This window comes from Micromonospora sp. 050-3 (assembly GCF_046549335.1).
Taxonomy (GTDB): Bacteria; Actinomycetota; Actinomycetes; order Mycobacteriales; family Micromonosporaceae; genus Micromonospora; species Micromonospora trifolii.
Genome location: NZ_JAJPVX010000001.1, coordinates 467,836 through 494,413 on the forward strand (window position 1 = coordinate 467,836; position 26,578 = coordinate 494,413).

General features: G+C 73.5%; 24 protein-coding genes. 14 read left to right on the plus strand and 10 right to left on the minus strand.

Annotation, left to right across the window (positions count from 1 at the left end):
* The first annotated feature begins 83 nt into the window (after positions 1 to 83).
* The 4 genes from ACLJOK_RS02235 (at position 84) to ACLJOK_RS02250 (ending at position 4,975) form a co-directional block, all read left to right on the plus strand.
* Positions 84 to 1,709 carry a glycosyl hydrolase family 18 protein gene (locus tag ACLJOK_RS02235; protein ID WP_410815801.1) on the plus strand — a complete coding sequence of 542 codons (1,626 nt, stop codon included), beginning with the start codon at positions 84 to 86 and terminating at the stop codon, positions 1,707 to 1,709.
* A gap of 181 nt (positions 1,710 to 1,890) precedes the next feature.
* A complete protein-coding gene (locus ACLJOK_RS02240) occupies positions 1,891 to 2,427 on the plus strand; it encodes a hypothetical protein (protein WP_410815803.1) in 537 nt (178 codons plus the stop codon).
* Between the two features lie 68 nt (positions 2,428 to 2,495).
* Positions 2,496 to 3,902 (plus strand): class II 3-deoxy-7-phosphoheptulonate synthase, encoded by a 1,407-nt coding sequence (locus ACLJOK_RS02245; RefSeq protein ID WP_410815805.1) that lies wholly within the window; start codon positions 2,496 to 2,498, stop codon positions 3,900 to 3,902.
* Positions 3,903 to 3,940: 38 nt separating this feature from the next.
* Complete coding sequence (locus ACLJOK_RS02250) at positions 3,941 to 4,975, plus strand: threonine aldolase family protein (protein ID WP_410815806.1); 1,035 nt, start codon at positions 3,941 to 3,943, stop codon at positions 4,973 to 4,975.
* Positions 4,976 to 5,077: 102 nt separating this feature from the next.
* Here ACLJOK_RS02250 and ACLJOK_RS02255 read toward each other — a convergent pair whose 3' ends face one another.
* On the minus strand, positions 5,078 to 5,947 hold the full coding sequence (locus ACLJOK_RS02255) for a deoxyribonuclease IV (protein WP_410815808.1): 870 nt from the start codon (positions 5,945 to 5,947) through the stop codon (positions 5,078 to 5,080).
* On the minus strand, positions 5,947 to 7,935 hold the full coding sequence (pknB, locus tag ACLJOK_RS02260) for a Stk1 family PASTA domain-containing Ser/Thr kinase (protein WP_410815809.1): 1,989 nt from the start codon (positions 7,933 to 7,935) through the stop codon (positions 5,947 to 5,949). Before pknB ends, ACLJOK_RS02255 begins: the two co-directional genes overlap by 1 nt.
* A 188-nt stretch (positions 7,936 to 8,123) precedes the next feature.
* Here pknB and ACLJOK_RS02265 point away from each other — a divergent pair, with 188 nt between their 5' ends.
* On the plus strand, positions 8,124 to 8,513 hold the full coding sequence (locus ACLJOK_RS02265; RefSeq protein ID WP_410815810.1) for an Rv2175c family DNA-binding protein: 390 nt from the start codon (positions 8,124 to 8,126) through the stop codon (positions 8,511 to 8,513).
* A gap of 118 nt (positions 8,514 to 8,631) precedes the next feature.
* Here the strand turns inward: ACLJOK_RS02265 and ACLJOK_RS02270 are convergent, their stop codons facing one another.
* Positions 8,632 to 9,714 (minus strand): polyprenyl synthetase family protein, encoded by a 1,083-nt coding sequence (locus tag ACLJOK_RS02270; RefSeq protein ID WP_410815812.1) that lies wholly within the window; start codon positions 9,712 to 9,714, stop codon positions 8,632 to 8,634.
* Between the two features lie 9 nt (positions 9,715 to 9,723).
* The gene (locus tag ACLJOK_RS02275) at positions 9,724 to 10,113 is read right to left on the minus strand and encodes a helix-turn-helix domain-containing protein (protein WP_410815813.1); all 390 of its coding nucleotides are present in this window, start codon (positions 10,111 to 10,113) and stop codon (positions 9,724 to 9,726) included.
* A gap of 336 nt (positions 10,114 to 10,449) precedes the next feature.
* Here ACLJOK_RS02275 and metF point away from each other — a divergent pair, with 336 nt between their 5' ends.
* Both metF and ACLJOK_RS02285 read left to right on the plus strand, forming a co-directional pair.
* A complete protein-coding gene (gene metF / locus ACLJOK_RS02280) occupies positions 10,450 to 11,367 on the plus strand; it encodes a methylenetetrahydrofolate reductase [NAD(P)H] (RefSeq protein WP_112623915.1) in 918 nt (305 codons plus the stop codon).
* 41 nt (positions 11,368 to 11,408) lie between these two features.
* Positions 11,409 to 12,122, plus strand: coding sequence for a CDP-alcohol phosphatidyltransferase family protein (locus tag ACLJOK_RS02285; RefSeq protein ID WP_410815814.1), 714 nt, complete (start codon positions 11,409 to 11,411; stop codon positions 12,120 to 12,122).
* Positions 12,123 to 12,182: 60 nt separating this feature from the next.
* Here the strand turns inward: ACLJOK_RS02285 and ACLJOK_RS02290 are convergent, their stop codons facing one another.
* Genes ACLJOK_RS02290 through ACLJOK_RS02315 form a run of 6 tightly spaced genes read right to left on the minus strand, consistent with a single transcriptional unit; the run spans position 12,183 to position 17,494 of the window.
* Complete coding sequence (locus tag ACLJOK_RS02290; RefSeq protein WP_410815816.1) at positions 12,183 to 13,670, minus strand: phytoene desaturase family protein; 1,488 nt, start codon at positions 13,668 to 13,670, stop codon at positions 12,183 to 12,185.
* Positions 13,671 to 13,682: 12 nt separating this feature from the next.
* Positions 13,683 to 14,810, minus strand: a complete 1,128-nt coding sequence (locus tag ACLJOK_RS02295; RefSeq protein WP_410815818.1) for a glycosyltransferase — start codon at positions 14,808 to 14,810, stop codon at positions 13,683 to 13,685.
* On the minus strand, positions 14,807 to 15,685 hold the full coding sequence (locus ACLJOK_RS02300; RefSeq protein ID WP_410815820.1) for a carotenoid biosynthesis protein: 879 nt from the start codon (positions 15,683 to 15,685) through the stop codon (positions 14,807 to 14,809). The genes ACLJOK_RS02295 and ACLJOK_RS02300 overlap by 4 nt, the downstream gene beginning before the upstream one ends.
* Positions 15,682 to 16,233: a GNAT family N-acetyltransferase gene (locus tag ACLJOK_RS02305; RefSeq protein ID WP_410815821.1), complete on the minus strand. Its 552-nt coding sequence runs from the start codon at positions 16,231 to 16,233 to the stop codon at positions 15,682 to 15,684. Before ACLJOK_RS02305 ends, ACLJOK_RS02300 begins: the two co-directional genes overlap by 4 nt.
* Complete coding sequence (locus tag ACLJOK_RS02310) at positions 16,230 to 17,009, minus strand: monooxygenase (RefSeq protein ID WP_410815822.1); 780 nt, start codon at positions 17,007 to 17,009, stop codon at positions 16,230 to 16,232. Before ACLJOK_RS02310 ends, ACLJOK_RS02305 begins: the two co-directional genes overlap by 4 nt.
* The gene (locus tag ACLJOK_RS02315) at positions 17,006 to 17,494 is read right to left on the minus strand and encodes a YbaK/EbsC family protein (RefSeq protein WP_410815823.1); all 489 of its coding nucleotides are present in this window, start codon (positions 17,492 to 17,494) and stop codon (positions 17,006 to 17,008) included. Before ACLJOK_RS02315 ends, ACLJOK_RS02310 begins: the two co-directional genes overlap by 4 nt.
* 445 nt (positions 17,495 to 17,939) lie before the next feature.
* On the opposite strand from ACLJOK_RS02315, the gene ACLJOK_RS02320 reads away from it, so the two are divergent.
* From ACLJOK_RS02320 to ACLJOK_RS02350, 7 genes are all read left to right on the plus strand, one after another.
* A complete protein-coding gene (locus ACLJOK_RS02320) occupies positions 17,940 to 18,389 on the plus strand; it encodes an SAV_6107 family HEPN domain-containing protein (RefSeq protein WP_007463070.1) in 450 nt (149 codons plus the stop codon).
* Positions 18,390 to 18,491: 102 nt separating this feature from the next.
* A complete protein-coding gene (locus tag ACLJOK_RS02325) occupies positions 18,492 to 19,217 on the plus strand; it encodes a hypothetical protein (RefSeq protein ID WP_196918923.1) in 726 nt (241 codons plus the stop codon).
* On the plus strand, positions 19,214 to 20,827 hold the full coding sequence (locus tag ACLJOK_RS02330; RefSeq protein ID WP_410815825.1) for a DNA polymerase Y family protein: 1,614 nt from the start codon (positions 19,214 to 19,216) through the stop codon (positions 20,825 to 20,827). The genes ACLJOK_RS02325 and ACLJOK_RS02330 overlap by 4 nt, the downstream gene beginning before the upstream one ends.
* Before the next feature lie 33 nt (positions 20,828 to 20,860).
* On the plus strand, positions 20,861 to 24,235 hold the full coding sequence (locus ACLJOK_RS02335) for an error-prone DNA polymerase (RefSeq protein WP_410815826.1): 3,375 nt from the start codon (positions 20,861 to 20,863) through the stop codon (positions 24,233 to 24,235).
* A 93-nt stretch (positions 24,236 to 24,328) separates the two neighbouring features.
* Positions 24,329 to 24,505 carry a hypothetical protein gene (locus ACLJOK_RS02340; RefSeq protein WP_334499276.1) on the plus strand — a complete coding sequence of 59 codons (177 nt, stop codon included), beginning with the start codon at positions 24,329 to 24,331 and terminating at the stop codon, positions 24,503 to 24,505.
* A 75-nt stretch (positions 24,506 to 24,580) separates the two neighbouring features.
* Positions 24,581 to 25,348 carry a methyltransferase domain-containing protein gene (locus tag ACLJOK_RS02345; protein ID WP_410815828.1) on the plus strand — a complete coding sequence of 256 codons (768 nt, stop codon included), beginning with the start codon at positions 24,581 to 24,583 and terminating at the stop codon, positions 25,346 to 25,348.
* The gene (locus tag ACLJOK_RS02350) at positions 25,345 to 26,517 is read left to right on the plus strand and encodes an alkaline phosphatase family protein (RefSeq protein WP_410815830.1); all 1,173 of its coding nucleotides are present in this window, start codon (positions 25,345 to 25,347) and stop codon (positions 26,515 to 26,517) included. The genes ACLJOK_RS02345 and ACLJOK_RS02350 overlap by 4 nt, the downstream gene beginning before the upstream one ends.
* The last annotated feature ends 61 nt before the right edge of the window (positions 26,518 to 26,578 follow it).

The window sequence follows — 26,578 nt, forward strand, 5'->3', positions numbered from 1 at the left end:
CACATCTTGACGAACTGATGACGCCGTGAGTACCGTCTCACCATCTCTTTTGGAAAGTTTCCTAACAGTTCGGGAGACGCCGCATGAAAAGATCGCTCCGCCGGGCCCTCTGGGCCGGTGCCGTGGTCGCCGTGACCGTCGCAGCGGTGCCGGTGACCACCGCGTTCGGCGCCGGCACGGTCACCACCACCTTCACCAAGGCGCAGGACTGGGGGACCGGTCACGAGACGAGGGTGACCGTCACCAACGGTTCCAGCGCCACGGTCACCACCTGGCGCATCGAGTTCGACCTGCCGTCGGGCACCACCATCAGCAGCGCGTGGGACGCCGACGTCACCAGCAGCGGCAACCACTACGTCGCGGTCAAGAAGAGCTGGGCAGGCGGCATCGCCCCCGGCGCCTCGTTCAGCTGGGGCTACAACGGCAGCGGCGCCTACAAGGCACCGCTGAACTGCACCATCAACGGTGCCGCGTGCGGCGGCGGGACGACCCCGCCGACCACCACTCCGCCGACCACCACCCCACCGACGACGACGCCGCCCACCACCCCTCCGCCCACCACGCCACCGCCGACCACCAACCCGCCGAACCCGGGTGGCAAGAAGATCGTCGGCTACTTCGCCGAGTGGGGCGTCTACGGGCGCAACTACCACGTCAAGAACATCCAGACCAGCGGCTCGGCCGCCAAGCTGACCCACATCCTGTACGCCTTCGGCAACACCACCGGCGGTCGTTGCGCCATCGGTGACAGCTACGCCGACTACGAGAAGGCGTACACCGCGGCGGAGAGCGTGGACGGCGTCGCCGACACGTGGGACCAGCCGCTGCGCGGCAGCTTCAACCAGCTGCGCAAGCTCAAGCAGCTGAACCCGCACCTCAAGGTGATCTGGTCGTTCGGTGGCTGGACCTGGTCCGGCGGCTTCACCCAGGCCGCGCAGAACCCGGCCGCGTTCGCCGAGAGCTGCTACAACCTGGTCGAGGACCCGCGCTGGGCGGACGTCTTCGACGGCATCGACGTCGACTGGGAGTACCCGAACGCCTGCGGTCTGACCTGTGACACCAGCGGCCCGAACGCGTTCAAGAACGTGATCAGCGCGCTGCGGTCGAAGTTCGGGTCCAACGCTCTGGTCACCGCCGCCATCACCGCGGACGGCAGCAACGGCGGCAAGATCGACGCCACCGACTACGCCGGTGCCATCGGCAACCTCAACTGGTTGATGCCGATGACCTACGACTACTTCGGCGCGTTCGCCGCCCAGGGTCCGACGGCACCGCACTCGCCGCTCACCTCGTACACCGGCATCCCGCAGCAGGGCTTCAACTCCGACGCGGCGATCCAGAAGCTCAAGAGCAAGGGCGTCCCGGCCAACAAGCTGCTGCTCGGCATCGGCTTCTACGGTCGGGGCTGGACCGGTGTCACCCAGGCCGCTCCGGGTGGCAGCGCCACCGGCGCGGCGCCGGGCACCTACGAGGCCGGCATCGAGGACTACAAGGTCCTCAAGAACACCTGCCCGGCCACCGGCACGATCGCCGGCACCGCGTACGCCAAGTGCGGCAGCAACTGGTGGAGCTACGACACCCCGTCGACCATCAACGGCAAGATGACGTACGCGAACAACCAGGGCCTCGGTGGCGCGTTCTTCTGGGAGCTCTCCGGTGACACGAGCAACGGTGAGCTCATCGGCGCCATCAAGGGCGGTCTCGGCTGAGCCGAGGGCCGACGCACCACCCACACGGCGGGAAGGGGCCCGCACCGTCCCTTCCCGCCCGTGACACAGCGGCCCGGTCGACGCCCAGCGTCGGCCGGGCCGCCGCCGTTGGGCTCGGTCAGTTGGATGTGGCAGACTCGCGGCTCGGCACGTCTCGATCTCACCGCCGACGGAGGTGATCATGCGCCCGACCCACCGCAGGCTGGCAGCGACCGCCGCCGGGCTGGTGCTGCTCCCGGTTAGCCTGGTCGGCTGCGGAATCGGCGACAAGGACGAGGAGAAGTCCGCCGCCAAGCCGGCCCGAGCCCCCGCCGAGGAGGCCACCACCCGCTCCCGTGAGCGCGTGCAGGCGTACCTCGACGCGATGGCGGCCAAGGACGTCGCCGCCGGCCGCAGCCAGCTCTGCGCTCTGCTGCACGACGGCTTCGACCTGGGTGCCACCGGCCCCAACGGTGACTTCGCCGACCACTTCCAGGTTCCGGAGGCGGCCATCACCGACGTCCGGTCCGGTCCGCTCGGGCAGGAGGTCCGCGTCTCGGTCTCGGTCGCTGTCGGCAAGCGCACCGTCATCCGGCCGCTGGTCTTCACAGTCACCCGGGACGGCAGCGACTGGTGCATCGCCGGGGAAGCGCCGGGCAGGTCGGACACTCCGTCGTCGCCCCCACCGCGTCCTGAGGGGGCGCCCCCACCGATTCCTGGGCCGAGCCCGGGGGTTTGATCTCCCATCTGCCGGAACCGTCCCCCTCGCCGCCCGGCCACCCCGACCGTCGCCGTACGCTTTCTGTCATGCGCCATGAGTGGCATCAGCTGAGCCATCCCGCGGTGGGCAGCCCGGGCCTACAGACCAGCCGACCGACCGTCGACTCCGCCGAGGACGCCGCGCTCGGTCTGGACCGTTGGCGGGAGCTGCCCCGCGAGCAGGTCCCGCCGTGGTCCGACCCGGCGGCAGTGGCAGCGGTCTGCAAGGTCCTCGACACCGTGCCGTCGGTCGTCGCGCCCTACGAGGTGGACCAGCTCCGGCAGAAGCTCGCCCTGGTCTGCGAGGGCAAGGCGTTTCTGTTGCAGGGCGGTGACTGCGCCGAGACGTTCGTGGACAACACCGAGAGCCACCTCTTGGCCAACGCCCGCACCCTGCTCCAGATGGCGATCGTGCTCACCTACGGCGCGTCGCTGCCGGTGGTCAAGGTCGCCCGGGTCGCCGGGCAGTACACGAAGCCCCGCTCGCTGCCGACCGACGCCCGCGGCCTGCCCGCGTACCGCGGCGACATGATCAACTCTCTGGAGGCCGACCCGGCCGCCCGGGTCGCCGACCCGCAGCGCATGATCCGCGCGTACGCCAACTCGGCGGCGGCGATGAACATGCTCCGGGCGTACCTCGCCGGCGGACTCGCCGACCTGCACGCCGTGCACGACTGGAACAAGGGCTTCGTGAAGAACTCCCCGGCGGGGGAGCGTTACGAGGCGATCGCCCGGGAGATCGACCGGGCGCTGGCCTTCATCCGGGCCTGCGGCATGACCGACGACGAGGCGCTGCGCACCGTCACGCTCTACTGCTCCCACGAGGCCCTCGCCCTGGAGTACGACCGGGCGCTCACCCGGGTCTCCGACAGTCGGGCGTATGGGCTCTCCGGGCACTTCCTCTGGATCGGCGAGCGCACCCGGCAGATCAGCGGGGCGCACATCGACTTCATCTCCCGGATCGCCAACCCGATCGGGGTCAAGCTCGGCCCGACCACCTCCCCGGACGAGGCGATCGAGCTGTGCGAGAAGCTCAACCCGGACAACATCCCCGGCCGGCTGACCCTGATCAGCCGGATGGGCAACCACCGGGTACGCGACGCGCTGCCGCCGATCGTCGCCAAGGTCACCGCCGCCGGCGCCAAGGTGGTCTGGCAGTGCGACCCGATGCACGGCAACACGCACGAGTCGTCCAACGGCTACAAGACCCGGCACTTCGACCGCATCGTCGACGAGGTGCTCGGCTACTTCGAGGTGCACCGGGGGCTGGACACCCACCCCGGTGGCCTGCACGTCGAGTTGACCGGCGAGGACGTCACAGAGTGCCTCGGCGGCGCCCAGGGCATCGAGGACCTCGACCTGCCCGACCGGTACGAAACCGCCTGCGACCCGCGACTGAACACCCAGCAGTCGCTGGAGTTGGCGTTCCTCGTAGCGGAGATGCTGCGTGGCTGAGCTTGCGAGCCCCGCAGTCGCCAGCCGAGAGGATGACAGTGCCTGATCTGTTCGTGGACCTGCGGTCCGACACGGTGACCCGACCCACCGCCGGGATGCGGGAGGCGATGGCCACCGCCGTTGTCGGTGACGACGTCTACGGCGAGGACCCGAGCGTCAACGCGCTGGAGGCCGAGGTCGCCGCGTTGTTCGGGCACGAGGCGGCACTGTTCGCCCCGAGTGGGTCGATGGCGAACCAGATCGCCCTGCAACTGCTGGTGTCGCCCGGCGACGAGTTGCTCTGCGACGCCGACGCGCACGTGGTCACGTACGAGATCGGCGCCGCGGCCGCGTACGGCGGGATTTCCTCGCGGACCTGGCCCGCCGTGGGCGCGGACATCGACCCGGAGGTGGTGGCCGGGATGATCCGGCCGGACGGCTACTTCGCCGTCCCCACCCGCGCGATCGCCGTCGAGCAGACCCACAACCGCGGCGGTGGCGGAGTGATTCCGCTGGCGACCCTGCGGGATCTGCGCGGGGTCGCCGACGAGGCGGGCGTCGCGCTGCACTGTGACGGCGCCCGGATCTGGCACGCGCACGTCGCCGACCGGGTGCCGCTGATCGAGTACGGCCGGCTCTTCGACACGCTGTCGGTGTGCCTCTCCAAGGGTCTCGGCGCGCCGGTCGGTTCGCTGGTGGTGGGCAGCGCGGAGAAGATCGAACGTGCCCGGCTGATCCGCAAGCGGATGGGCGGTGGCATGCGCCAGGCCGGCATTCTCGCCGCCGCCGGTCGGTACGCGCTCGCGCAGCACATCGACCGGCTGGCCGACGACCACGCGAAGGCGGCCCGGCTCGCCGAGGCGGTCGCGCCGTTCGGTGTGCTGGCCACCACGGTCCGTACGAATCTGGTCGCGCTGGATCTCACCAAGCACACCCTGGACGCCCGGGCCCTGGCCGCCGCGGCGCGGGCGGAGGGCGTACTGATCTCGGTGCTCGGCCCCCGTACCGCCCGCCTGGTCACCCACCTGGGCGTCAGCGACGCGGACATCGACCGCGCCCTAACAGCCCTACCCCGAATCCTCGCCGCCCCCTAAAACGCCCCTACCCCCAACCCTTCGTTCACGGCGGTGATCAAGAGGTTCGCGTCAGATCCCGGTCGCCGGGTGACGCAAACCTCTTGATCAACGAGGTTGGGTTCAGGGGTGGGACAGTCGGGTGAGGGTGCTGATGTCGGCGGCGTGGCCTACGTGCTTCTCGCTCGGGGTTTCCACGACGATCGGGACGCCGGCGGTCGCCGGGTGGGCCATCAGCTCGGCGAAGGCGGGCTCGCCGATGCTGCCCTTGCCGATGTTCTCGTGCCGATCCCGGGTGGAGCCGCACAGATCCTTCGAGTCGTTGGCGTGAACCAGCCGCAGCCGGTCCGCACCGACGGTGGCCACCAGGGTGTCCAGGGTCGCCGTCATGCCGCCCTCGGCCGCCAGGTCGTGGCCGGCCGCCCAGGCGTGGCAGGTGTCGAAGCAGACCCCGAGCATGGGGTGCCCGTCCACCGCGTCCAGGTAGGGCCCGAGCTGCTCCACCCGGGAGGCCAGTGACCGGCCACCGCCAGCGCTCGGCTCGACCAGCAACATCGGCCCGCCCGCGTCGGCAGCCCAGTCGAGCAGCGGCAGCAACACCTCGCGGACCTGTCGCATCGCCGCTTCGGCGTGCCCCTCGTCCACCGAACTGCCCGCGTGGAACACCACCCCGCGCGCGCCGATCGCCACGCCCCGACGCAGCGCGTGCGACAGCGTCTCGGCCGACTTCTCGACAGTGGCCGGCGTTGGCGAGCCCAGGTTGACCAGCAGCGCGGCGTGGATGAACGCGGGAATGCCCCGCTCGGCGCAACCATCGCGGAACAACGCGTCCTGCACCGGGTCGCCGGCGGGCAGTGCCCAGCCTCGCGAGTTGGAGACGTAGACCTGCACCACCTGCGCACCGGTAGCGTCGGCGTACGGCAGGGCAGCCTTCGCCAGCCCACCCGAGGTCGGAGTGTGCGTGCCCACCGGCCGCGCGGAGACCGTCGGCATCAGAAGCACGTCAGGGTGACCGGGGTGCCGGGCGCCACCTGCGAATTCTCGCCCGGGATCTGGATCCGGACCACGGCGTTCGGGTTGATCGCCAGCGTCACCGGGAAGCCCTGGCCCTCCAACGCCTGCTTGGCCTGTTGGCAGGGCAGGTCGATCACCCGCGGCATGGCTACCAGCGGTGGCCCCTTGCTGACGTCCAGCTTGACCTCGGTGCCCTTCTCCACGCCGGCGCCATCGGCCGGGCTCTGGCCGAGGATCTCGTCCCTCGGCTTGTCGGAGTCCTTGTAGGTCTCCTTCAGCACCAGGTTGAGCTGGGCCAGGGCCGTTCGGGCGTCGGTCAGGCTCTTGCCGACCAGGTTCGGCACCGTCACCGGCGCCCTGCCCCGGCTCAGGATGAGGGTGACCTTCGCACCGGGTTTGACCTCGGTGCCCACCTTGGGGGAGCTGTCCACCACGACCCCGGCCGGCAGGCTGTCGTCGTAACGGGCGGTGCCCTTGGCCACCACCAGCTTCACGTTGACCAGGTCCGCCTCGGCGAGCTCGAACTCCTTGCCGATCACATCCGGTACGGGGAAACGCTCCGGGCCGAGGGAGAGGGTCAGGGTGACAGTGCCACCCTTGACGATCTTGGCAGCGGACGCCGGGGACTGCTCCAGCACGCTGTCCTTCGGGGCCTTCTCGTCGAAGCGCGGCTCAGCGTACTTGAGGAGAAGCCCGGAGCGGTCGGCCCGCGCCTGCGCCTCTGCCTTGCTCAGGCTCACCAGCTGCGGAGCGTCCGTGTAGCGACCGACGCCGAACCACCAACCCCCGATCGCGGCAACCAAGCCCAGCGTCACCACCACGGCAGCGACGGCCAGCCGGCCACGGGGGTTGCTCAGCGCCGCGCTGCGCAGCGCGGCGAGCCGGGCACCCAGGCCCTCCGCCGGCTCCGGGGCGGCCCTACGTCGCCCCGGACCCTGGCTGCTGGCACCCTCGGGCAGTCGTGCCCACGACGGGCGGTTGGGCGGCTGGACCGTCGCGACCATCATGGTCGGCTGGGAGAGCGACGGTTCGTCGCTGACCGGGCGGAGTACTGCGGTGTGGCTGTTGGCGTCGCCCAGACGATCCCGCGCCACCTGCACCTCGGCCAACAACGCGCCGGCGTCCGCCGGCCGCGCGCCCGGATCACGCCGGGTGGCCCGCTGCACCAGGTCGTCGAGGACCGACGGCAGGCCCGGCACCAGCGTCGAGGGCGCTGGCACGTCCCGGTCGACGTGCTGCCAGGCGACGTCCACCGGGCGGTCCCCGTCGTACGGCACCCGGCCGGTGAGCATCTCGAACAGCACGATGCCGGCCGAGTAGACGTCGGTACGCGGATCGGCGCGGCCCTCGGTGACCAGCTCCGGGGCGACGTACGCCACGGTGGCCATCAACTGGTTGCCCTGCTCCTCGTCGGCGCTCGCCTCGACCGCCCGGGCCAGCCCGAAGTCGGCCACCTTCACGACGCTGTCGACAAGGTTGGCGACGCCACCGGTGGGCGCTTCCGCGACCAGCACGTTCTCCGGTTTGACGTCGCGGTGCACGAGACCGGCGCGGTGCGCGGCGGCGATCGCGGCGAGCATCTGCTCGGCGATGGCCAGCGCCTCGTCCGGGTTGAGCCGGCGTCGCTCGGCCAGCACGTCACGCAGCGTGCGGCCCCGGACGTACTCCATCACCAGGTACGGCAGGCCGGCGTGTGTGCCCTGGTCGTAGACCGCCACCACGTTCGGGTGGGTCAGGCGGGCGATGGTCTTCGCCTCGTCGGTGAACCGGGCCACGAAGTTGGCGATCCGGGCCCGTGCCTCGCTCGCCTGGGTCGGATGAATGATCTTGACAGCGACGGTGCGCTCGAGGCGTTCGTCGGTGGCGGTGTACACGGTCGCCATGCCACCACGGGCCACGCGACCGCGAATGCGGTAGCGCCCGTCGATAAGCGAGCCCAGCAACGTGTCGGCGACCTGAGTGTCCATCGGCAGGCAGTCTATGTGTCCAGGGGGTGAAGGATGAACAGGATGCTACAGCCGTACGCCGAACCGGTCCGCCCCGCCGCGCTCCCCGCCCCTTATTCGCTGGTCAGCGGCGATCAACAGAGTGGGTGCCGACGGGTCGCCCGGGGTGCCGGTGGCTCGTCGCGGCGGCGGCGTGGCAGGGTGGTCGGGTGACCGAACCCGTACCCGACCAGGCCGCGCCCGGCCTGGAGCTCGCCGGCCCCACCGACCCGGCCGACTGGTTGACCCTGCCCGACGTCGCCGAACGCCTCGACGTGTCGATCAGCAAGGTGCACCAGATGATCCGTGACCGGGAGCTGTTGGCGGTCCGCCGCGACGGCGTCCGCCGGATCCCAACAGATCTGGTTGCCAATCAGACCGTGCTCAAGCACCTACCCGGCGTGCTCAATCTGCTCGCCGACAACGGCTACGACGACGAGGCCGTCCTGCGCTGGCTCTACGAGCCGGACGACACCCTCCCCGGCGCCACCCCGGCCGCCGCCCTCTCCGGCGACCAGGCCCGCGAGGTGAAACGCCGAGCCCAAGCCCAAGGCTTCTAACCCCCGTCCCGCCCCCGTTTCCCCGCGTTTCCACGCGTTGATCATGAGGTTGGCAGCACGACACGCCGAGGCGAAGGTCGCTAACCCCATGATCAACCCTGGGGGTGGGGGTGGGGGGTTAGTCGGATCGGCGGGTTGCGGCTATGGCCAGGTCTACCAGGGCCTGGCGGGCTTCGGTGTCGAGGTCGACGGCGGTCAGGGCGGCCAGGGCGGCGTCGGTGAGTGTGACGATCCGCTGTTCGGTACGGGCCAGCGCCCCGCTCCCCGAGATCACCTCGCGGAGCCGGGCCACCCCCTGCTCGTCCAACTCCGGGTCGCCGAGCCGGCCGAGCAGCAGCTCGCGGCCCGCGTCGTCGGTGGCCTCCACGGCCGCCGCCACCAGATAGGTGCGCTTGCCCTCGCGCAGGTCGTCCCCGGCCGGTTTGCCGGTCAGCGCCGGGTCGCCGAAGACCCCCAGCACGTCGTCGCGGAGCTGGAACGCCTCGCCCAGCGGCAGCCCGTACGCCGAGTAGGCCGTCCGAACCTCCTCCGGCGCGTCGGCCAGCGCGGCGCCGAGCAGCATCGGACGCTCGACTGTGTACTTCGCGGACTTGTACCGGGCGACCTTGCTGGCCCGTTCCACCGAGGTGTCCCCGGTGACCTGCGTCAGCACGTCGAGGTACTGCCCGACGGTGACCTCGGTGCGCATCTCGTCGAAGACCGGCCGGGCCCGGGCCAACGACCACAGGTCCAGGCCGGCGGAGTGCAGCAGCTCGTCGGACCAGACCAGGCACAGGTCACCGAGCAGGATGGCCGCGGCGTCGCCGAAACCGTCCGGGTCGCCGCCCCAGCCGGCCTCCCGGTGCCGGGTGGCGAACCGTCGGTGTACCGCGGGCTCGCCGCGACGGGTGTCGGAACGGTCCATCAGGTCGTCGTGGATCAGGGCGCTGGCCTGGACGAACTCCAGCGCGGCCAGGGCGGTCACCACCTGGTCGGCGTCCAGCCCGCCGGCCCCCCGGAACCCCCAGTACGCGAATGCGGGACGCAGCCGCTTGCCGCCGCCGAGCACGAACGCCTCGATCGCCTCGGCCACCGGACCCAGCGCGTCGTCCACGGCGGCGAGCCGGACCCGTTGGCCGGCCAGGAACTCGGTGAGAGCCTTGTCGACCCGCTGCCGCAGGCCGGCGCGGTCGACGGGGGACTCGGGAGCAGCGTGGGTCACGCACCGACGCTAGCCGGTCGCCCGTGCCCGTGCTCCACCGCCACGCGTAGTCCCGCCGGTGCGGCCGGGGCCCGTCCGCCCGGCCGGTCGCGCGCCGGCCGCCGCGACGCGGCCCGGCCCGGTGGCCCGCGTCGAGCCGGCCCGACGGGTGGCCACGGCGGCCTCGGCGAGCGCCACCAGCGGCACGTCCAGGACGACGGCGAGCCAGCCGAGCCAGAACCCGCCGGGCACGCGACGCTGTCGTTCCCACCGGGAAACCTCGTGCCGACTCAACGTCGGCACCCCGGCGGCGGCACACAACTCGGCGGCGGCTCGCTGCTGGCTCCAGCCACGGGCCAGTCGGCACCGGGCCAGCAGCGGCCCGAGCTGCGCGGGGCGCGGCGATGCGGGCGGGATCATATGTCCTCCTGGCGGGCGTCGGTGCGGTGACGACCTACCCGCCCGACCGGACGGGACCGGCGTCACCGCTCGGTTGCTGACCCCCGCGCGGGACTCGGGCCACCCCCGCCGCCCCTCCCGCACCATCCCTTCCTACCTCGGAGGTACGACGCCTTTCCGCCCGTCGGGTCGGTGCGCGCGCTGCGACACCGCCCAGGGGCGCACGGCGCGACACCGCCCAGGGGCGCACGGCGGGCGTGTTGTGACACCGCCCACCGGGTCGGGCAGACCGGGCGGCACCGGCCGCTGGGTGGGAAGGGCCTGGGTCCTGGTGCCATCGACCGCTAGAGTCGGGTCGTGGCGCTCGGTCTTCCCTCGACACTCCCCAATCCGCAGCCGGCGATCGGGGAGCTCATCCGTGAGCACCAGCCGACCTTCTCGTTCGAGTTCTTCCCGCCCAAGACGGAGGCGGGGGAGCAGCTGCTCTGGCAGGCCATCCGCGAGTTGGAGTCGCTGCGCCCGTCGTTCGTGTCGATCACGTATGGCGCCGGCGGCTCGACCCGGGACACCACAGTGGCGGTGACCGAGCGGATCGCCACCGAGACCACCCTGCTGCCGATGGCCCACCTCACCGCGGTCAACCACTCCGTCGCCGAGCTGCGGCACGTGGTCGGCCGGCTCGCCGGGGTGGGGGTGCGCAACGTGCTGGCCGTTCGCGGCGACCCCCCGGGCAACCCGGGTGGTGAGTGGATCCGCCACCCCGAGGGCGTGGACTACGCCGAGGACCTGGTCCGGCTGGTGCGCGACGCCGGCGACTTCAGCGTCGGCGTGGCGGCCTTCCCGTACAAGCACCCCCGCTCGCCCGACGTGGCCAGCGACACCGCCCAGTTCGTCCGCAAGTGTCGGGCCGGCGCGGAGTTCGCGGTCACCCAGATGTTCTTCGACGCCGACGACTACCTGCGGCTACGCGACCGGGTGGCCGCTGCCGGCTGTGACACCCCGATCCTGGCCGGCGTGATGCCGGTGACCCAGTTCAGCACCATCGAGCGCTCCGTGCAGCTGTCCGGTGCGCCGTTCCCACCGGCGTTGGCGGCCCGCTTCGAACGCGTCGCCGACGACCCGGACGCCGTCCGCCGGCTCGGCATCGAGCAGGCCAGCGAGATGTGCCGCCGGCTGCTGGACGAGGGCGTGCCCGGAATCCACTTCATCACCCTCAACCGGTCCACCGCGACCCGCGAGGTCTGGCAGAACCTGAAGGCCGGCGCCCGCGTGTGAACGCTGCTGCGACACCTGTTGCCCGGCACGACGGTTGATCCGTGGTGGGCACACAGCTGAACTGGGATCAGTACGCCACGGCGTGGGCGCGGTTGCACGGCGGGTTCGACCCTCGGGTCGCGGCGCCGGTGGTGCGTGCCTGGCTGCGATTCGCGTACCACGTGGGATATGTGCTGGGTCGGCTGCGGGTCAGCCCCACCGCGGTCACAGTGGCCGGGGTGCTGCTCTGCTTCTGCGTACCGTTGCTGGTGGGCCGGCCGGGGGACGGGCCGTTCCTCGGCGCGCTGTTCGTGCTGCTCGCCGCTGTGGCGGACAGCGTGGACGGTGCGGTGGCGGTCGCCACCGGCCGCACCACACGGCTCGGCTACGTCTACGACTCGGTCGCCGACCGGCTCGGTGAGGTGGCGTGGCTGCTGGCGTTCTGGCTGGTGGGCGCGCCGGGTGGGCTGGTCGTCGCGGGTGGCGCGCTGTCCTGGTTGCACGAGTACGTCCGGGCGCGGGCGGTCGCCGCCGGCATGCGGGAGATCGGCGCGGTGACAGTTGGCGAACGCCCCACCCGGGTCTCGGTGGCGCTGGCCGGCTTGCTGGTCGCCGGGCTGGCCGGGCTGATCGAGCCGGACCTGGCCGCCGGCACCATCACCATGGCGACCGCGGTCTGGGTGCTGCTGGCCGCTTTCGGCCTGGGGCAACTGCTCTCCAGCATCCGCCGCACCCTGCTCGACGCCGACCGAGCGGGCCAACCCGACGCCGGCTGAAACAGACACCGGCTGAAACAGGCGCCGACCGAAACAGACACCGGCTGGAGCAGGCCGGGTCTACCAGGCGGGGCCGATCTCGTCGGCGACGATCTGCGCGGAGAGCGTCACCATCGGCAACCCGCCGCCCGGGTGGGTGGAGCCGCCCACCAGCCACAGCCCGTGCGCCGGGCCCCGGTTCGCGGGGCGGAGCAGCCCACCGGCGGTGCCGTAGATCGAGCCACCTGGCGCGCCGGTCGCCACGTCCAGGTCGGCGGGGGTGCGGATCTCGCGGAACAGCAGCCGGTCGCGCACGTCCACCCCGCGTCGCGCCAGCACGTCCAGGATCCGGTCGGCGTACGCGTCGGCCAGCCCCGGGCGTCGCCAGTCGACAGCGCCCGCCGCGGTGCCCTGCCGAGCGGCGTTGACCAGGACGAACCACGCCTCGTGCCCGGCTGGGCGGACCATCGGGTCGTCGGCCACGGTGACGAACACCGCCGGGTCGGCCGCCGGCCGGGCCCGTACGCCGCGCCCGGGGTCACCGAAGACCGCGTCGAACTCGGCGTCGTAGTCGTCCGGGAAGAAGACGTTGTGGTGGGCCAGCCCGGTGCTGCCGGAGACGCCGAGCAGCAGCACGAAGCCGGCGAGGCTGCGGTCGGTCAGCCCGGCCAGCCGTCGCGGGTTCGGCAGCAGGTCACGGTAGACGGTGAGCGCGTCCACGTTGGCCACCACCACGTCGGCGGGCACCGGGGCGGTGACGCCGGCGAGGCGTACCCCGTGCACCCGGCCGCCGGTGGCGTCGATCCGGGTGACAGTGGCGTCGGTCTGCACGACCACGCCGAGGTCTAGGCAGCGGGTCAGCAGCGCGTCGGCGAGCGTGCCCAGCCCGCCGCGCAGGTACCAGCCGCCGAAGGCCAACTCGGCGTAGGGGACCGCGACCAGCGCCGCCGGTGCCCGACGTGGGTCGGCGCCGGTGTAGGTGGCGTACCGGTCCAGCATCATCCGCAGCCGTGGGTCGGACAGGTGCCGGCGGCCCAGGCCGCGCAGACTGCGGCCCGGGGCGATGGCGGCCAGGTCGCCGACGCGCCAGGCCAGCGACGCGAGGTCGCGGGGAGAGTCGACGGTACGGCGCAGGATGTCCCGCGAGGAGGCCTGCCACACCCGCGCCGCCCGGCGCCACAGCCGCTGCCAGTCGGCTGCCGCCCGGTCACCGAACGCGGCCCCGATCCGGGCCGTGAACTCCACCGGGTCGGCGCACGAGTCCAGTGTCGGGCCACCGTCGGCGAAGACGTGCCGGACGATCGGGTCCAGCGGGACCAGGTCCAGGTACTCGTCGAGCTTCGCCCCGGTCGCCTCGAACAGGTCGTGGAAGACCTCGGGCAGGGTGAGCAGGCTCGGCCCGGTGTCGAAGTGGAACGACCCGGCCGGGGTGTCGTGCGCGTACCGGCCGAGCTTGCCCCCGACCGTGTCGGCCCGCTCGAAGACGGTCACCTGGTGCCCGGTAGCGGCCAGCCGGGCGGCGGTGGCGAGGCCACCCACCCCGGCGCCGACGACCACGATCCGCGCCATGCCGCGTCCTCCCTAGCTGACCGGGCGGCCCCGCCAGGTCAGGCGGCGTCGCTTTCGCAGATGGTACGACCGCAGGGTCAGCCAACCGAGGACCACGACCGACACGGGGTGTGCGAGCGCGTCGGGCCACCACCGACCACCGGTCGCGCGGGCGGTGAACACCCGTCCGGCCACCCCGAGCAGGTAGCCGGCCAGGCCCACGGCGGCCACCCCCCGTGCGCCGGCCGCCGCACCCGCGAGCGCGATCAGCGGTGGGGCGGTGTAGAGCAGCAGCAGCGCCGCCACCACGGCTGCCGCCGCGCTGGGGTGCCCGAACGACGCCCAGAGCGACTTCGAGTACCCGTCGCGCAGTTGCGGCCAGTCGTCGTACATCCGGCAGGTGGCCAGCCGGGAGCCGTCGGCCAGGGCGATCCGCCCGCCAGCCCGCTTGACCGCCCGGGCCAGCTCGACGTCCTCCAGGATCTTGTCGGCGACCGCGGCGTGCCCGCCGGCGGCGGTGTAGCCGGCCCGGTCCACCACCAGGAACTGCCCGCCCGCCGCGGCCAGCGACGGCCGCGGCGAGCGTTCCATCGCGCGCAGCGGCAGGAAGGTAAGCCACAGCCACTGCAACAGCGGCTGCACCAACCGGTCGCCGGCCGTCGCCACCACGATCCGGGGGTACGGCGACAGCAGCGTCACCCGGGCGGCGCGCAACTCGGTGACGGCGGCGGCCACGGCGTGCGGGGCGAGCACCACGTCGGCGTCGACGAAGACCAGCGCGGTGGCGTCCGGGTCGGCCCGGGTGGCCAGCTGCCAGCAGGCGTGCGGCTTGCCCAGCCAGCCCGGCGGCGGGGCGACCCCGGTGAGCAGCGTGACCCGGGGGTCGTCGCCGGCCACCGCGCGGACCACGTCGGCGGTGCCGTCGGTGGACCCGTCGTCGAGGACCATGACGCGCAGCCCGGGTACGCCGCGCTGGGCCAGCAGGGCGCGTAGGCAGGGCGTGACCCGGGTGGCCTCGTCGCGCAACGGCAGCAGCACGGTGACCGGCTCGTCGACGTCGTCGGGCCGGTCGGTGGGTCGGCGCAGCCACCGGGTGGCGTTGAGCCAGGTGTGCCCGGTCAACGCGGCGACGGCGATCAGCAGGACGAGCAGGACGGTCATCGGGTCGCGTCGACGCCGGGGCGGTGTGGCTGGTGGGCCTCCTGACCGGGGTCACCGCCCCGGCGGGCACGCAGGAGGGTCACCGCCAGGGGTACGGCGGTCACCGACATGCCGGCGGCACCCCAGAGCGCCGAGGCGGGCAGGTCGAGGAAGACGGCGTGGGCCAGGATGCTGGAGAAGTACGTCCACAGATAGAGCGCGAGCATCGGGTGGTCCCGCCGATCGGTGTGCTCGGCGGCCGGCCCGGCCAGCGGGCGCAGCGCGCTCATCATCAGCACCGCGAAGAGCAGCCAGCCCAGGTAGTTGCTGACCGGGATGCCGGCCAGGCCGGGCAGGGCCGGGGTGGCGTCGCGCCAGACCCAGTAGCCCTCGGCCACCATCTGCGGGTCGAGGAAGAGGTCCCAGGCGGCCAGCCCCACAGTGGCCAGCGCGATCCGCCCCGCCCATCGACCCACAGTCGGCCCACTGCCGCCGGCTGTCGACCCGCTGCCGCCGGCCGTGGCGGCCCTGCCGCCGGTCAGTCGGACCGCTGCCAGCCAGGCCGGCCAGGCCATCCAGGTCCAGGCCAGCGGAATGATCAGTGGCACGCCGGCCAGCTTCGGGCCCAGCTCTCCGGAGTAGTCGTAGCTGCCGAACGGCACGCCGGTGGCCACCCCGATCGCCTCGATCGCGAACCCGCCGCCGGTGGCCACCGCGACCAGCGCCGCCGCCACCCGTGGACCCCGGCTGAGCAGCGCGTGGCCGACCGAGAGCAGCCAACCGAGGACGACGGTGGCCACTGTGAGCCCGGCCCTGGTGGCGCCGGTGGTCAGCGGGTAGCAGATCTGGGCGAGCACCAGGACGGCCAGCAGCGTCCAGGAGATCCGCCGGGTCATGACGCCGGTGGCTCGAGCGGCAGATCCCGACCGAGGACGCCGAACGGTCGCTCGTCGCCGGGGAAGTGGAAGTCGCGCAGCACGTCGACGAAGCCGAACCGTCGGTACAACCGCCAGGCCCGCGAGGTCTGCTCGTCGGCCTCCGGGGTGGACAGCAGCGTGGTGTCGCCCTCCGCCATGCCGAGCAGCGCGCGCAGCTGACCGGTGCCCAGGCCGTGCCCCTGCGCCGGTGGCCGGACGTGCAGTTCGACCACCTCGAAGCAGTGGGTGAGCCAGCGCGTGCGAGTCGGGGCGTCCAGCGCGCGGTGCACCTGGTCGTGCCACCACTGACCGGAGGCGCCCAGGTAGCCGTAGCCGAAGCCGGCGAGCTGACCCTCGCTGGTCAGGCTGGCGACCGCCCGGAAACCCGGCCGGCGGACGTGGGTGGCGATGTAACCGCGCCGGGCCTCCAGCAGGTCGGTGCGGTATCCCATCGCCTCGCCGTAGACGGCCACCACGTCGTCCAGCCGCCGGACGAGATCGTCCGGCGTCCAGCGCACCAACCTCATGCCCGTCCACCCTTCACCGTTTCCGGGCCGCCGTCGGCGACCCACCCGAGCACCGACCGGTCGCCGACCACGTCGCGTACCTCGAACCGGGCGAACAGCTCCTCGGCGTACCAGCCCGCGGTGGGGGTTCGCATGATCGCCGCCCGATGCTCCGGGTGACGGTACGCGAACGCCACCAGGTCCGTCGGGTCGCGCCACACGCTCACAGTGCCCTGCCAACCCAACGGCGCCTCTCCGACCCCGAACCGGGCCAGCAGCCCGGGCGCGTCGCGCAGGGCGGCGGCCACCGGCGGGATCGCCCGCCAGAAGGTGGCCGCCCGGCGGGCCCGCAACCGGGCCCGGGTCAGCGCCAGCACAGGGCCGGTGACCCGACCGCCCGACGGGTCGCCGAACGGCCGCTGGCCGGACCACTCGCCCCGGCTGGTCAGCGGGCGTAGGTCGATCCGCGCCTGGGCGTGGGCTATGCGCGCCCAGGCCTGCCCGACCGACGAGTCGTCGAAGCCGGCCGCCGCGGCGGGAGAGTCCCAGACGGTCAGCGCCGCCCACCGGGTCAGGTCGGCGTCCCGTGGCCCGAAGTCGGTGCCGGTCCCGGTGCCCAGCAGCTTGCCGAACCGGACGCCGGGGAGGGCCCGCAACCGGCGGGGGTCCACCGCCATCCGGGTCAGCGCCCGGGGCAGCGCGCCGCGGGAGGTCCGCCACACGTGCAGCGTGACCAGCTCCGGAGCCGCGCTCGCGTCGCCGCTGTGCCTGCTGGTGCGCTCGCTCCGCTCGCTCACGCCACCTCGGCCGGGGTGCCGGCGGTGACCCGCAGCAGCTCGGGGTAGGTGGTCGGGAAGACCGCCTGGGGTACGCCACCCGCGGCCCAGATCTCCGGGTACGCCGCCAGCGCCGTGTCCACCAGGGTGCGCAGCGGGTGCGGGTGCCCGAGTGGGGCGACCCCGCCGATCGGCTGCCCGGTGTGGGTCCGGACGAACTCCGGGGTGGCCCGACGGAGTCGGGTGACGCCGATCGATGCCGCCAGGCCGGCGGTGTCGACCCGGTGCGCGCCGGAGGTGAAGACGAGCAGCGGTGTGTCGTCCGCGTCGAAGATCAGTGAGTTGGCGATCTGGCCGACCTCGACGTCGAGCGCCTCGGCGGCCGCCGAGGCGGTGTGCACCGCGTCGGGCAGCAGACGGACCATGCTGGGCTCACCGGCGCCGTCGAGCGTCCCGGCGGCGGTGAGCGCGTCCTGCACCGCCCGTGTGTTCGGGTGTGGCTGCATTCCGCCATTCTTCCCGGTCCGTTGGTGGCCGGTTCAGTCGGCCGGCACGCTCGGCGCGTCACACGTTGCATTTTCGTCGGAGGGGAGGTGTACTGTCAGCAGCAGTTAGAACGAGTGTTCGATTGCCTCGAACGCCCGTTCCAACCAGCCGGAGCGCGGCGTTTCGCGGCGCCACCTCCGGGCGGTGCGGCTCCGCGGGCCGCACCTGGGTTTCCGGGCAGTCGCGAGCCTGGTCCCAACAGGCAGGAGCGTCGCCCGCCGCCCACGACCCCCGGGCGGCGGGCGACGCACCCGCCGGTCCGCCGGCCGGGTGTGGTGTGGGGAAGCATCCACACCCGGCCGGCCACACCCGGTGCGTCTTCCTCCGCACCACCCCGACCTCGGCGTCTCGTCGGTGGCATCAGCCGCCGGAGTGACGTCTCGGCCACGTGGAGGAGAGACATCCATGCCGACCAACCCGGCTCAGGCACCGACGGTGCCGGCGCACGTGCTGCCGCACCGCACCCCCGCCCAGCTCCTCACGTTGGCCCGCCGTGGGCTGGTCGAGGCCGGCCAGACCCGACCTGACGGCCTGCGCTACGCGGCTGCCCACCTGGCCGCCCTGCGCGCGGCGGCGGCCCTGCTCGCCGCCCGGGCCCGACCCGCGCCGAGTCGACGCAACCGGATCACCAGCGTGTGGGTCCTCCTCTGCGCCGTCGCTCCGGAGCTCGACGAGTGGTCCCGGTTCTTCGCCGCAGGGGCCAGCAAGCGCGCCGCCGCCGAGGCCGGCATCCCCCGGGTGGTCAGCGCCCGGGAGGCCGACGACCTGCTCCGCGCTGCCGAACAGTTCGTCACTGTGGTGGAAACCGCGCTCGGCGTGGCCCACCAACCGGCCCTGGACGGCCTCGCCGCCTGATCCCGCCGTGCCACCGGCCGCCCCGTGGGGGGAGCCGGGCGGCCGGTGGCACGGCGTGCCGGTCCTGATCTGATCCACAGCAACGACGGGGGAGTTGGTCCAATGGCGGGCCGCATGGTGGTCGGTTCCGCCGCGCTGGCCGATCTGGTGCGCCCGGCGAGCGCGCCCGACCCGGTCGGTGGGCACCGGGTGCTGCCGGTGGTGCCCGAGCTGACCGGTCTGCTGCCCAACCGGGGCCTGCGCCGGGGCAGCACCATCGCTGTCGCCGCCGGCCAGCCCCGCCGCAGCGGTGGCACCTCGCTGATGCTGGCCCTGCTCGCCGAGGCGTCCCGGGCCGGCTCGTGGTGCGCCGTGGTCGGGGTGCCGACGTTCGGGGCGGGCGCGGCCGCTGAGCTGGGCATCGCCCTGGACCGGCTGGCCCTGGTGCCGAACCCCGGCCCCGAGTGGGCCACAGTGGTCGCCGCGCTGATCGACGGGGTGGACGTCGTGGTCACCACAGTGCCGGCCTCGGTCTCCGCCTCGGTCGCCACCCGGTTGGCCGCTCGGGCCCGGCAGCGCGGCAGCGTGCTCGTCCCGTACGGCCGGTGGGACGGCGCGGACGTGACGTTGCAGGTGGTCCGGGGAGTCTGGGAGGGGCTCGGACTGGGCCGGGGGCGGTTGCGCCGCCGGGAGATCACCGTCTCGGCGCGCGGGCGCGGGGCGGCCGCCCGGCCCAAGGAGATCAAGGTCTGGCTCCCGGGTGACGAGCTGACCCGGGTGATCCCTCGTACGCTGCCGTCGCCAGTGGGTCGATCGGCCGCGCCACTCGCCCTGGTCGGTCGGGGGTGACCGGCGCGCCGGCACGCACGCTGCTGCTGTGGTGCCCGGACTGGCCGGTGCTCGCCGCCGAGATCGTCGACGGGGTGCCGGCGACCGGCCCGGTCGCCGTGCTGCACGCCAACCGGGTGGTCGCCTGCTCCGAGCGGGCCCGCGCCGAGGGGGTGCGTCGAGGGCTGCGCAAGCGGGAGGCGCAGGGGCGCTGCCCGCAGCTCACCGTCGTGGAGTACGACCCCGGCCGGGACGCCCGGGCCTTCGAGCCGGTGGTCGCCGCGGTGGAGGAGCTGGTCGCCGGCGTCGAGGTGGTCCGTCCGGGTGCCTGCGCGGTGGCCGCCCGAGGGCCGGGCCGTTACCTCGGCGGCGAGGAGGCTGCCGCCGAGCGGATCATCGAGCACGTGGCCCAGTCGTGCCTGGTGGAGAGCCAGGTCGGCATCGCCGACGGGGTGTTCGCGGCCGGGTTGGCGGCTCGCGCAGGCCGGGTGGTGGCACCGGGCGGGACACCGGAGTTCCTGGCCGGGTTGCCGGTCGAGGCGCTCGGCCGGTCGGCGCTGGCCGACCTGCTGCGCCGGCTGGGAGTGCGCACCCTCGGCGACTTCGCCGCACTGCCGGCCGGCGACGTGCTGGCCCGGTTCGGGTTCGACGGTGCGTTGGCCCACCGGCTGGCCGCGGGGCGGGACCACCGCCCACTCGCCGTCCGACAGCCGCCGGCCGACCTGACGGTGACCGCCGAGCACGACGAGCCGATCGACCGGGTCGACGCGGCGGCGTTCGTGGCCCGGGCGTTGGCCGAGCGGCTGCACGAACGGCTGGCCGGGCACGGGCTGGCCTGCACCCGGCTCGGCATCGAGGCGGTCACCGAGCACGGGCAGGAGCTGCACCGGGTGTGGCGGCACGATGGCCTGCTCACCGCCGCGGCCATCGCCGACCGGGTGCGCTGGCAGCTCGACGGGTGGCTCTCCGGCAGCAACGGCCGCGCCGGTGCCCGACCGGCCCGACCGACGGCCGGCATCATCCGGCTGCGACTGATCCCGGACGGGGTGATCGCCCAGGCCGGTCTCCAGGCCGGCCTCTGGGGGGAGACCGGCGAGGAGCGGGAACGCGCGCACCGGGCGTTGAGCCGGGTGCAGGGCATCCTCGGCCCGGAAGCGGTGGTCACCGCGGTGCTCGGTGGTGGGCGCTCCCCGGCCGACCAGGTGCGACTGGTGCCGTGGGGCGACGAACGCGTCCCTGCCCGCCCTGGCCCGCCGGCCGATGCCGGTGCCGACCCGGCCACCGGCCGGGGTGCAGGCGGGTCTCCGCCGTGGCCGGGCCGACTGCCGGCGCCCGCGCCGGCGGTGGTGCTGCCCAGCCCGCTCGCGGCGACGGTGCACGACGCCGCCGGCGAGCCGGTGGTGATCAGCGCGCGGTTGGCGGTGAGCGCCCCACCGGCTCGGCTGGTGGTCGGCACCGGCCAGCCGGCGGAGATCGTGGGCTGGGCCGGCCCGTGGCCGGTGGACGAGCGGTGGTGGGCGCCGGTCGAGGCTCGCCGCCGGGCCCGGTTCCAGGTCAGCCTGGCCGACGGTGCCGCCCTGCTGCTGGCCGTCGAGGCCGGGCAGTGGCTGGTGGAGGCGATCTATGACTGAGCCGGTGCTCCCCAGATCGGAGGCGGATGCTCGATGAGCTTCCACAACCCGAAGATGCCCTGGTCGGAGCTGGAACGGGTGCTCTCCGGGCGGGCCAGTGGAGGCTCCGGCCGGCGGTCGCGCGAGGAGCGGCACCTGCACGTGGTCGACCCGCTCGCCGTGGACGCCGACGGCGGCGACTCCCCGGCCTGGAGTCGTCGCCGCGAGCAGTACCAGCCGCCGGAGCTGACCCGCCCCGACGGCGTGGTGCCCTACGCGGAGTTGCACGCGCACACCAACTTCAGCTTCCTCGACGGCGCCAGCCACCCCGAGGAGTTGGCCGAGGAGGCGGCCCGGTTGGGGCTCACCGCGCTCGCCGTCACCGACCACGACGGTTTCTACGGGGTGGTCCGTTTCGCCGAGGCGGCTCGTACGCTGGGCCTGCCGACCATCTTCGGCGCGGAGCTGTCCCTCGGCCTGCCCGGTCCGCAGAACGGCGAGCCCGACCCGCACGGCGCGCACCTGCTGGTGCTCGCGCACGGCCACGAGGGGTACGCCCGGCTGGCCACCACCATCGCCCGCGCCCAACTGCGCGGCGGGGAGAAGGGCCGCCCGGATTACGGGGACCTGGAGGAGGTCGCCGCCGAGCTGCGTGACCATGTGCTGGTGCTGACCGGCTGCCGCAAGGGACACGTGCCGGGGGCGCTGCTCACCGAGGGGGTGGACGCGGCGGCCCGCGAGCTGGACCGGCTGACCTCGCTCTTCGGCGCGGAGACGGTGGCGGTGGAGCTGACCGACCACGGTCACCCCATCGACGCCGACCGTAACGACGCGCTCGCCGAGCTGGCCGCCGCGGCCGGGTTGCCGACGGTGGCCAGCAACAACGTGCACTACGCCAGCCCCGGCCGGCGTCGGCTGGCCACCACCGTCGCCGCGGTCCGGGCCCGACGCAGCCTGGACGAGATCGACGGCTGGTTGCCCGCGGCGGCCACCGCCCACCTGCGCAGTGGCGCGGAGATGGCGGCCCGGTTCGCCGCGTACCCGGGTGCGGTGGCGCGGGCCGCCGAGTTCGGTGCCGAGTTGGCCTTCGACCTCCAGCTCGTCGCGCCGCAGCTACCGGCGTACCCGGTGCCGCCGGGGCACACCGAGATGAGCTGGCTGCGGAAGCTGACAGCTGACGGGGCGCACGAGCGCTACGGGCCGCCGCAGGCGCACCCGACGGCGTATGCGCAACTCGACCACGAACTGAACATGATCGAGGAGCTGGGTTTCCCCGGCTACTTCCTGGTGGTCTACGACATCGTCACGTTCTGCCGTGACCAGGACATCTATTGCCAGGGTCGGGGTTCGGCGGCCAACTCGGCGGTCTGCTACGCGTTGCGGATCACCAACGTGGACGCGGTCCGGCACCAACTGCTCTTCGAGCGGTTCCTCGCTCCGGAACGGGACGGCCCACCCGACATCGACGTGGACATCGAGTCCGACCGTCGGGAGGAGGTGATCCAGCACGTCTACACCCGCTACGGCCGGGAGCACGCCGCCCAGGTCGCCAACGTCATCTCCTACCGGCCCCGGTCGGCGGTGCGGGACGTGGCCAAGGCGTTCGGCTACTCGCCGGGGCAGCAGGACGCCTGGAGCAAGCAGATCGACAGGTGGGGCTCGGTCGCCACTGTCGATGTCGAGAACATCCCCGAGCAGGTGGTGGAGTACGCCAACGAGTTGCAGACGTTCCCACGGCACCTGGGCATCCACTCCGGCGGCATGGTGATCTGCGACCGGCCGGTGATCGAGGTCTGCCCGGTGGAGTGGGGGCGGATGCCCGGGCGCAGCGTCCTGCAATGGGACAAGGACGACTGCGCCGCGGTGGGCCTGGTCAAGTTCGACCTGCTCGGCCTGGGCATGCTCTCCGCCCTGCACTACGGCTACGACATGATCGGGTCCCGGCTCGACCTGGGCGACATGACCCTGGACGACCCGGAGGTCTACGACATGCTCTGCCGGGCCGACTCGGTCGGGGTGTTCCAGGTGGAGAGCCGGGCCCAGATGGCCACCCTGCCCCGGCTCAAGCCCCGCGAGTTCTACGACCTGGTGGTCGAGGTGGCGCTGATCCGCCCCGGCCCGATCCAGGGCGGTTCGGTGCACCCGTTCATCCGGCGCAAGAACGGCCAGGAGCCGGTGACCTTCGCGCACCCGCTGATGCGCAACGCCCTGGAGAAGACCCTCGGTGTGCCGTTGTTCCAGGAGCAGCTGATGCAGCTCGCCATCGACCTGGCCGGCTTCGACGCGGCCGAGGCCGACCAGTTGCGCCGGGCGATGGGCGCGAAACGGTCGGTCGAGCGGATGACCCGGATCGCCGACCGGCTCTACGCCGGGATGGCCGAGCGGGGCATCACCGGCGAGCTGGCCGACGACGTCTACCGCAAGCTCACCGCGTTCGCCAGCTACGGCTTCCCGGAGAGCCACGCGATGAGCTTCGCCTACCTGGTCTACGCCAGCTCCTGGCTCAAGCGTTACCACCCGGCGCCGTTCCTGGCCGCGCTGCTCAACGCCCAGCCGATGGGTTTCTACTCGCCGCAGACCCTGGTCGACGACGCCCGCCGGCACGGGGTGGAGGTCCGTCGTCCGGACATCAACGCCAGCGGGGCTCTGGCGGTGCTGGAGTCCACCCCGGAGACCCGGTGGGGCAGCGGGCCGGGGGAGCCGCCGCACGCCTGGGGGCTGGGCGGCCCCGCCGTCCGGCTCGGCCTGTCCAGTGTGCGGACCCTCGGCGCCGACGTGGCCGAACGGATCGAGGCCGAACGGGTCGCCGGTGGACCGTACCGGGACATGCCGGATGTTGCCCGGCGGCTCGGTGTCACCGCCGCGCAGCTGGAGGCGTTGGCCACCGCGGACGCCTTCGCCTGTTTCGGGCTGAGCCGGCGGCAGGCGCTGTGGGCCGCCGGTGCGGCGGCCCAGGACCGGCCGGGCCGGCTGCCCGGCACGGTGACCGGCGCGGCGGCGCCCACGCTGCCCGGGATGGAGGCGGTGGACCGGCTGGTCGCCGACGTGTGGGCCACCGGGTTGTCGCCGGAGAGTCATCCCGCCCGGTTCATCCGGGGTCAGCTCGACGTGCTCGGCGCGGTGCCGATCGCCCGGCTCGGCCGGGTGGAGCCGGGGCAACGGATCCGGGTCGGTGGCATCGTCACCCACCGGCAACGCCCGGCGACCGCGGGCGGGGTCACCTTCCTCAACCTGGAGGACGAGACGGGGATGCTCAACGTCACCTGTTCGCCGGGGCTGTGGCAGCGCTACCGGCGGGTGGCGCGGACCAGCGCCGCGCTGGTGGTCCGGGGGCGGTTGCAGCGGCACGAGGGGGTGACCAACCTGGTCGCCGACCGGCTGGACGCCATCGAGCCGCCGGTGAGTCCAGCCTCCCGTGACTTCCGGTAAGAGAGTGATCCACATTACGGTTTCCTGCGCCGTCGAGCGGGAGACTCGTCCCGAGCGGGCAGAGCGGCCCGTGATCCGTGAGGGGGAACAACAGTGACGGGAAATCACGCGTACACCGGTGGAATCGCCAACGCCCGGCGGACCCGACTGGGCACCGGCTGGGTGCCGTCGCACCTCGCCGACCCCCGCGAGTACGAGGTGACGAACGGTCCGGTGGCCAACGAGCGCCGGTCCCGGGCGGAGGACGAGGCCGAGGGCGCCGAGGCCTGACCGACCGCCGCCCCACGCACCGATCGGGCGTGTGGTGGGCGCGCCCGCCACACGCCCGCACCACCACCGGGCCGGGTGACTAGGCTCGGCCGGGTGGAGCAGACCCGAGGCCGGTTCGCCGAGCCGCCGCTGACACCCCGCACCGCCGTGATCTGGTCGGTGCTCCGCGCTGAGCTGGACCGGCGCGGCGACGCCGAGCTCACAGTGCTGGACGTGGGCGGCGGCACCGGCGGTTTCGCCGTTCCGCTGGCCCGTGCCGGGCATCGGGTCACCGTCGTCGACGCCAGCCCCGACGCCCTCGCCGCGCTTACCCGCCGCGCCGCCGAGGCCGGGGTGGCCGACCGGATCGCCGCAATGCAGGGCGACGGTGACGCCCTCGCCGGGCTGGTCGAGCCGGCCGGCGTCGACCTGGTGCTCTGCCACGCCGTCCTGGAGGTGGTGGACGACCCGACGCCGGTGGTGGCCGCGCTGGCCACCGCGCTGCGCCCGGGCGGCGCGGCCAGTGTGCTGGTGGCCGGCCGGGCCGCCGCCGTGCTGGGCCGCGCGATGAACGGGCACCTGGACGTCGCGACCACCCTGGCCGCCGATCCGGCCGGCACCGCCGGCCCGCGTGACACGCTGCGCCGACGCTACGACGCCCCCGGTGCCGCCGCGCTGCTCGGCGCCGCCGGGCTGGTGGTCGAGGAGATCCACGGGGTACGCGTGCTGGCCGACCTGCTGCCGGCTGCGGTCGCCGACGGGCAGTCCGCCGCCGTGGTCGAGCTGGAACGTGCGCTGGCCGCCCAACCGCCGTACCGGGACCTGGCCGCCCAACTGCACCTGTTCGCCCGCCGGCCGGCATGATCGCCGAGGCCGGTGGCCGGCCGGCGCCGCTGGAGATCCTCGGGCCGGACCACGGCGGCGGGCGTCTCGCCGACGTGCTGCCCAGCGCGCTGGCCGTGCTGGGGGTGCCCGGCTCGACAGACAGGCTCGGGCTCCGGCCCGAGCTGACCGGGGTACGCCGGATCGCCGTGCTGCTCGTCGACGGGCTCGGCTGGTACCAACTGCCGACCGCGGCGCCGTACGCGCCGACTATCGCCGGGCTCGCCGCGATGGTGGCCCGGCCGCTCATCGCCGGTTTCCCGTCCACCACGCCGACCAGCCTGGTGTCACTGGGCACCGGTGTCGCGCCGGGCGCGCACGGGGTGCTCGGCTTCACCGTGCGGGTGCCCGGCACCGATCGGGTGCTCACCCACACCGACTGGGCCGCGGATCCGTCGCCGCTGCGCTGGCAGCCGGTGCCCACCCAGCTGGAGCGGGCCCGCGCCGCCGGGGTGACGACGAGCGTGGTGAGCCGGCCGGAGTTCGGCGGCAGTGGGTTGACAGTGGCCGCCAACCGGGGTGGCGACTTCCGGGGTGCCGCCGGCGGGGACGCGGTGGCCACCGCCATGCTGACCGCGCTGGCCGCCGGGGCCGGGCCCACACTGGTCTCCGGCTACCACGCCGACCTGGACCGGCACGGCCACGTCAGCGGCGTCGACTCGGCACCCTGGCGGGTCGCCGCGACCGAGGTGGACGCCCTGGTCGCCCGGCTGGTCGACGGGCTGCCGCCGGACGCGGCGCTGCTGGTGACCGCCGACCACGGGCAGCTCGACATCCCTGCCGCGCACCGCTTCGACCTGGACACCGATTCGCGGCTGCGCGCCGGCGTTCGGCTGGTGGCCGGCGAGGCCCGGGTGCGCTACCTGCACGTCGAGCCGGGCGCTGTCGACGACGTGCGGGCCGCCTGGTCGGAGGTGTTGGGCGCCACGGCCCGGGTACGTACCCGCGACGAGGTGGTGGCCTCCGGCTGGTTCGGGCCGGTGCCCGAGGAGCACCTGGGCCGGATTGGCGACGTGGTGGTGACCTGCAACGACACGTACGCGGTCATGGCCAGCCGCACCGAGCGGCCGATGGCGTCGAAGTTGGTGGCCTACCACGGGTCGGACACCGCCGCGGAGCTGACAGTGCCGCTGCTGGTCGTGCGGGGCTGACCCGGGACGGTTCGGCCCGCTGGCCGATGGTGGTGTCGCACCCCCGGGTTAACCTGCCGGG

Bases quoted from the DNA above. Each gene is read 5' to 3' on its own strand.
- ACLJOK_RS02235 (WP_410815801.1), top strand. From the start codon at position 84: ATGAAAAGATCGCTCCGCCGGGCCCTCTGGGCCGGTGCCGTGGTCGCC.
- ACLJOK_RS02335 (WP_410815826.1), top strand. From the start codon at position 20,861: ATGAGCTTCCACAACCCGAAGATGCCCTGGTCGGAGCTGGAACGGGTG.
- pknB (WP_410815809.1), bottom strand. From the start codon at position 7,935: ATGGACACTCAGGTCGCCGACACGTTGCTGGGCTCGCTTATCGACGGG.
- ACLJOK_RS02290 (WP_410815816.1), bottom strand. From the start codon at position 13,670: ATGGCGCGGATCGTGGTCGTCGGCGCCGGGGTGGGTGGCCTCGCCACC.
- ACLJOK_RS02255 (WP_410815808.1), bottom strand. From the start codon at position 5,947: ATGCCGACGGTCTCCGCGCGGCCGGTGGGCACGCACACTCCGACCTCG.
- ACLJOK_RS02305 (WP_410815821.1), bottom strand. From the start codon at position 16,233: ATGAGGTTGGTGCGCTGGACGCCGGACGATCTCGTCCGGCGGCTGGAC.
- ACLJOK_RS02315 (WP_410815823.1), bottom strand. From the start codon at position 17,494: ATGCAGCCACACCCGAACACACGGGCGGTGCAGGACGCGCTCACCGCC.
- ACLJOK_RS02295 (WP_410815818.1), bottom strand. From the start codon at position 14,810: ATGACCGTCCTGCTCGTCCTGCTGATCGCCGTCGCCGCGTTGACCGGG.
- ACLJOK_RS02300 (WP_410815820.1), bottom strand. From the start codon at position 15,685: ATGACCCGGCGGATCTCCTGGACGCTGCTGGCCGTCCTGGTGCTCGCC.
- ACLJOK_RS02325 (WP_196918923.1), top strand. From the start codon at position 18,492: ATGGCGGGCCGCATGGTGGTCGGTTCCGCCGCGCTGGCCGATCTGGTG.
- ACLJOK_RS02275 (WP_410815813.1), bottom strand. From the start codon at position 10,113: ATGATCCCGCCCGCATCGCCGCGCCCCGCGCAGCTCGGGCCGCTGCTG.
- ACLJOK_RS02320 (WP_007463070.1), top strand. From the start codon at position 17,940: ATGCCGACCAACCCGGCTCAGGCACCGACGGTGCCGGCGCACGTGCTG.
- ACLJOK_RS02245 (WP_410815805.1), top strand. From the start codon at position 2,496: ATGCGCCATGAGTGGCATCAGCTGAGCCATCCCGCGGTGGGCAGCCCG.
- ACLJOK_RS02240 (WP_410815803.1), top strand. From the start codon at position 1,891: ATGCGCCCGACCCACCGCAGGCTGGCAGCGACCGCCGCCGGGCTGGTG.
- ACLJOK_RS02350 (WP_410815830.1), top strand. From the start codon at position 25,345: ATGATCGCCGAGGCCGGTGGCCGGCCGGCGCCGCTGGAGATCCTCGGG.